The sequence below is a fragment of the Streptomyces sp. L500 genome, assembly GCF_054551825.1.
This window is the reverse complement of record NZ_JBTOLC010000089.1, coordinates 1-5894: the sequence shown is the minus strand read 5'-3', so window position 1 is coordinate 5894 and position 5894 is coordinate 1. Positions and strand designations below refer to the sequence as shown.

At 72.7% G+C, this 5894-nt stretch carries 4 protein-coding genes; 2 read left to right on the top strand and 2 right to left on the bottom strand.

What is annotated here, in order from left to right; genetic code table 11:
* Nucleotides 1–65: 65 nt before the first annotated feature.
* Nucleotides 66–824, bottom strand: coding sequence for an IclR family transcriptional regulator (locus ACX9I7_RS32195; RefSeq protein WP_387574919.1), 759 nt, complete (start codon nt 822–824; stop codon nt 66–68).
* Between the two features lie 257 nt (nt 825–1081).
* Here ACX9I7_RS32195 and ACX9I7_RS32190 point away from each other — a divergent pair, with 257 nt between their 5' ends.
* The gene (locus ACX9I7_RS32190) at nt 1082–2179 is read left to right on the top strand and encodes an LLM class flavin-dependent oxidoreductase (protein ID WP_459389341.1); all 1098 of its coding nucleotides are present in this window, start codon (nt 1082–1084) and stop codon (nt 2177–2179) included.
* 105 nt (nt 2180–2284) lie between these two features.
* On the opposite strand, the gene ACX9I7_RS32185 is transcribed toward ACX9I7_RS32190, so the two are convergent.
* Nucleotides 2285–4228: a putative bifunctional diguanylate cyclase/phosphodiesterase gene (locus ACX9I7_RS32185; RefSeq protein WP_387574915.1), complete on the bottom strand. Its 1944-nt coding sequence runs from the start codon at nt 4226–4228 to the stop codon at nt 2285–2287.
* A 418-nt stretch (nt 4229–4646) separates the two neighbouring features.
* On the opposite strand from ACX9I7_RS32185, the gene ACX9I7_RS32180 reads away from it, so the two are divergent.
* Complete coding sequence (locus tag ACX9I7_RS32180) at nt 4647–5876, top strand: M6 family metalloprotease domain-containing protein (RefSeq protein WP_358628011.1); 1230 nt, start codon at nt 4647–4649, stop codon at nt 5874–5876.
* Nucleotides 5877–5894 lie beyond the last annotated feature (18 nt).

Genomic DNA, 5894 nt, shown 5'->3' with positions numbered 1-5894 from the left:
AGAGAGAACTCTACCCGATGTCCGGAGGTGCTCCGAACCACTGGTCACACCGGCCCCTGCCGCCCCTAGAGGGCCAGGGAGATCAGCATCGGCGCCGCGTGCCGGTTCAGGGCGTCCGCGGCCTCGCGCAGCCGGTGGGCGTGGCTGACCGGGAGCGAGAGCGCCAGTGAGCCCACCGAGCGTCCGGCGGACATCGGCACGGCCGCGCAGACCGTGCCCACGGCGTACTCCTGGAGGTCGAGAACGGGGACGGTCGAGGGCTGGGCGTCCAGCTTGCTGAAGAGGATCCGCTCGTTGGTGATCGTCTTGGAGGTGAGCCGGGCGGTCTGGTGGCGGGCGAGGTGGTCGCGCCGGTCGTCGTGGTCGAGCTGGGTGAGCAGGCACTTCCCGAGCGCCGTCGCGTGGGCGGCGGAGCGGAAGTCGACCCACTCGTGGACCTTCGGGGTGCGCGGTCCGTCCGCGTACTGCGTGATCCGGATCTCGCCGTCGATATAGGTGCTGAGGTAGACGGCGGCGCCCACCGTGTCGCGCAGCGTGGACAGCGCGTGCTGGAGCTTGTGCTCCAGGGCGGCCGCGCGGTCGCCGCTCGTGCTGAGCAGGAGCAGCGATGTGCCGGTGACATAGCCGCCGTCGCCGGTCAGCTCCACGTACTCCTCGCGGTGGAGCATCGCCAGCAGATGGGCGAGCCGCCCCAGGGGCAGCCCCGTCTCGCGGGCGATCTGGGCCTGGCTGACGCCGCCGGCGTATTTGGCGACCGTCTCCAGTACGCGCAGCGCGCACTGCGCCGAGTGGAGTGGAGCGGTCGGCTCGGGGCTGAGCGCCACGGTCTCCCCCTTGTGGTTACTTGCGGGTGTACCACCCTCCACGGTAACGGCGAAACCGACCGCCGGGAGAGGGAGTTGGCGAGAATCGCGGCGGCGGTCGTTTCCTGTTCCTGCCCGCCGCGACCTTGGCATATGCCGGTGTCCCGGGACGATCCGCCCGCGTCCGGCGGAATAAGCGGAGATGTTCTCCGGTTGCTGCTGGTCGGAGCGCCGCGAGCGCTCCGGACCGAGGCAGTCAACCAGGGAGGCGGGCCACCGTGGCCGACGTGCAGGACGACATCATCCGGGCGAAACCCCTCGGCAGCGCGCCCGTTGCCCTGTCCGTACTGGATCTCGCGACCGTCGGCAGCGGCCGGACGGCGCGGCAGGCCCTGACCGCGACGGTCGAGATGGCCCGGCTCGCCGAGCGGCGCGGCTATCACCGCTTCTGGGTCGCGGAACACCACTCCATGCCCGGCGTCGCCAGCTCCTCCCCGGCCGTCATCCTGGCCCACCTGGCCGCCCACACCGAGCGCATCCGCCTCGGCTCGGGCGGAGTGATGCTGCCCAACCACGCGCCGTTGGTGATCGCCGAGCAGTTCGGCACGCTGGAGGCCCTCGCGCCGGGGCGCGTGGATCTGGGACTGGGGCGCGCGCCCGGTACGGACGGCGCCACCGCGGCGGCGCTGCGCCGTCAGGACCGGCTCGCGGAGGGTGCGGACGACTTCCCCCAGCAACTGGCCGAGCTGACCCGCTTCCTGGACGACGACTTCCCCGACGGCCACCGCTTCGCCCGCATCCACGCCGTCCCCGGGCCCATCCAGGGGCGGGTGCCGGGCGGGGTGCAGCGCGCCGACCGGCCCTCGATCTGGCTGCTGGGCTCATCCGGCTTCAGCGCCCGCCTGGCCGGGCTGCTCGGCCTGCCGTTCTCCTTCGCGCACCACTTCTCGTCGGCCCACACGCTCCCCGCGCTGGAGCTCTACCGCGAGTCCTTCCGGCCCTCCGACGTCCTCGACCGCCCGTACGCCAAGATCGGCGTCCAGGCGCTCGCCGCCGACGACCCCAAGGAGGCCCGCCGCCAGGTCCTCACCGGTGCGATGGCGATGCTCCGCCTGCGCACCGGCCGGCCGGGCCTGGTCCCGTCGCCGGAGGAGGCGGAGTCCACCGCCCTCGGCCTCGCCGAGCAGGAGTTCGTCGCCGACTGGCTGCGAAACGTGGTCTTCGGCACACCGGGCGAGGTACGCGAGGGCCTCGACGCGCTGGCCAAGCGCACGGGCGTGGACGAGCTGATGATCACGGCCAACACCCACACCCCGGAGACGCGGCTGCGCAGCTACGAGCTGATAGCCGACGCGTACGGGTTCCCCGGCGCGTAGGGAATCGCTTGTCCTCAAACGCCGGACGGGCTGAAATCAGCCCGTCCGGCGTTTGAGGACACCGCGCGGCAGCGCGGTCCGGGTCCAGGGGCGGAGCCCCTGGCCTCACGGACGTACCCCCGTATTGAGGAGTGCCGAGATCCGGTCCGCCGGCACGGGGCGGGAGTAGAACCACCCCTGGCCGGTGTCGCAGCCGATCCGCCCCAGCCGTTCCGCCTGCTCCGCGCTCTCCACGCACTCCGCCGTCACCGTGAGCCCCAGGCGGTGGGCCAGTTGCACCAGCGCCTCGACGATCGTCTCGTCGGCGGGGTTGGGGTGTTCCTCGGCCCGGAAGCCGTGGACGAAGGAGCCGTCGAGCTTGAGGGTGGAGACGGGCAGCCGGCTGAGGTAGGCGAGGTTGGAGTAGCCGGTGCCGAAGTCGTCGATGGCGATCGCGACGCCCATGTCGCGCAGCGCCTGGAGCTGCTGGAGCGGCCGGCCGGCCGAGCCCATCACCGCCGACTCGGTGAGCTCCAGCTGCAGCAGCCGCGCCGGCAACCCCGTCTCGGCGAGGATCCCGGCGACGTCCGCGACCAGGTCGGAGTCCCACACCTGACGTACCGCCACATTGACGCTGACCACGAGCGGTTCGCCCGGGTGGTCGAGCTGCCAGCGGCGCGCCTGACGGCACGCGGTCGCGAGGATCCAGCGGCCGAGCGGCACGATGGCACCGGTCTCCTCGGCCAGTCCGATGAACCGATTCGGCGCGAGCGTCCCGTACTGGGGGTGCCGCCAGCGCACCAGCGCCTCCACCCCCCGCACGACACCGTCGCCGAGCCCCACGAGCGGCTGGTACTGGAGGACGAACTCCCCCCGCTCCACGGCCGGCCGCAGGGTGTTGGACAGCGCCTGCCGGGTCATCCGGTGGGCGTTGCGCTCGGGGTCGAAGAGCGTCCAGCGGGCCTTGCCGTCGGCCTTGGCCCAGTAGAGCGTGGTGTCCGCGGCCTGCATCAGCTCGGTCGCGTGCGTCCCCGCGGCCGGGCGCTCGACGACGCCGATGCTCGCCGACACCGCCAGCCGCTGCCCCGCCACCTCGAACGGGCGGGTGAGCGCCGCCTGGACGGCCGCGGCGAGATCGACCAGCTGCTCGGTGCCCGCGGACTCCTCGACCAGCAGCGCGAACTCGTCGCCGCCCAGCCGGGCCACCAGATGCCCGTCCGGGGCCGCGCACTCGGTCAGCCGCCGGGCGACCGCGCCCAGCAGCAGATCCCCGGCCCGGTGGCCGAGGGTGTCGTTGACCGCCTTGAAACCGTCGAGGTCGAGGTAGCAGAGCCCGATCCGCCCGCCGCGGCGCCGGTCGCCGCCCGACAGGCCGTCGGGGTGCGGCCTGGCGTCCGGGTGCGGTCTGGCGTCGGGGTAGGGCGGGGCGTCGGGGTGGTGCGGGGCGTCCGGGGGCGGTACGCCCTCCGGGCGGGGCACGGCGGCCGCCAGGGCGGCGGCCAGGCGTTCGAAGAACAGGCTCCGGTTGGGCAGCCCGGTCACCGGGTCGTGCATCCGCAGATGCCGCAGCCGGGCCCGCAGATCGCGCCGGTCGGTGATGTCGGAGACCGACAGCAGGGCGTCGCGGGTCTCCGGCAGCGCGGTGACGGTCACCTCGGCCCACACCTCCCGGCCGCCGGGCCGTCTGAGCCGGCGGGTGCAGTTCAGCCGGTCGCGACGGCCGAGCAGGACCTCGCGATAGGCGCTCCACGCGCGGGGGTCCTCGCGCAGCCCGGCGAGTTCGGCGGCGGAGGAGTCCCGCAGCAGGTCGGGGTCGGTGCCCAGCAGCACGCCCAGGGCGGCGTTGGCGGTGCGTACGCGGCCGTCGCGGCCGACGACGGCCATGCCGAGCTGTGCGGCCCGGAAGGCGGCGCGGAAACCGTCCGGTGTGACGACCGGCGTGACATCCGACGCGAAATCCGGCGTGGCATCCGAAACGTTCGAGGCGTCATCCGACGTGGCATGACGTTGCGTGACGACTGGCGGCGTGGGGTCGGGCGGACCGCCGTGGCCGTCGAGTGTTCCGCTCAACGCTCGCTCCCGCGTGACAGTGGTTCCGCACGGGGTCCGTGCGGGGAGTCGTACGTCTCGTACGCGTGGTGGAAAAGACGGCAAATCGCCGCCTGTAGGGGGATTCCGTGCTGGAAGTGTGGCGAGCATAGAGCCCGCGCAGGGACCGTTCCAGCGGCCCGGCCGCGAGGGGTGGAGCCGTCGGCTTGGGTCCGACCGTTTCTGTCCGTCCATGCGCGTCCGCGCACACTCACGCCTGAGGCTGGATGGTTGCGTCTAGTCGATTGACCGTCAGTGACTGAGTGTGATGTACCCAGAAGTCGGCTTAGTCACTCGACTGGGGTAGTGAAACGGGGCATAACACCGCAAATAACAAGAGGGTGGGTGAGGTCTCCCGATTCCGTCCCCGGAGGTCGACGTGGTGCGTCCGCTGACACCCATGGGAGTGGACCGGCCGCGACGCGCGGAGCGGTCCCGGCTGCGCCGCTTCGGCGCGGTGCTCACCTGCCTGTGCGCGATCGCCACGACCGTGGTCGCCGCGCCGGCCCACGCCACGGGGCCCGGCGGCCCCTGTGCGCTGCCCCGCAGTCAGGCCCACCACTCCGAGGGCCTCGACACCTGGAATCAGGACTATCCCCGGCCCGTCGGGCGGCTCGACGCCGTGATGGTCTTCCTGTCCTTCCCGGACTCCAAGCCCTTCGTCACCCCCGACCGGCTCGCCGCCGACCACTTCCCCGGCACCTCGCGCTTCTTCGAGCGCGCCTCCTACGGCCGGTTCACCCTGCGTGTCCACCCGCTGAAGAAGTGGTTCCGGATGCCCCGGCCCTCGGGCGACTACCACATACAGCGCGACTGGGACGGGGAGCAGCGCTCCGCCTATCTGCGGGACGCCATCGCCGCCGTCGACAAGGAGGTCGACTTCCGGCGCTACAACCTCGTCTATCTGGTCGCCGACCCCGACGCCCCCGGCGTCGACTCCGACGCGACCAAGGTCGTCAATCTCGAGGAGCCCATCTCCGTCGACGGCACCGAGCTGCGCCGGGTGGTCACGGTCTTCGAGCACCATCCGCCGGACCGCAACGTCCTCGCGCACGAGACCGGTCACGTCCTGGACCTGCCCGACCTCTACCACCGGCCGACCGACGGCAAGGGCGACTGGGACACCCACGTGGGCGACTGGGACATCATGGGCAGCCAGTTCGGGCTCGCCTCGGAGCCCTTCGGCTGGCACAAGTGGAAGCTGGGCTGGCTCGCCCCGCGTCAGGTCGACTGCGTCAGTGGGCCGGGCACCACCGTGCACACCGTTCAGCCGCTGGAGTCCCCCATGCGCCCGGGCCCGGACGCCCGCACCCGGATGGTGGTGGTCCGCACCGGGGTGACCAGCGCGATCGTCGTCGAGGCGCGCAGCGCCACCGGCAATGACTCGGCCACCTGCACCGAGGGGGTCCTCGTCTACCGGGTGCGCAGCGACACCGCCTCGGGCGGCGGGCCCATCCAGGTGCTGGACGGGCATCCGGGCGGGCACGCCTGCTGGGGCGAGTCCGTCTACCCGCCGCTGGCGGACGCGCCGCTGGGGGCGGGGGAGGCCCTGGAAGCGGACGGGGTGCGGGTGGAGGCGCGCGGACACCTGGCGACCGGGGCGTGGACGGTCCGGGTGACCCGGGGCTGACCCCTGGTGGATACACGA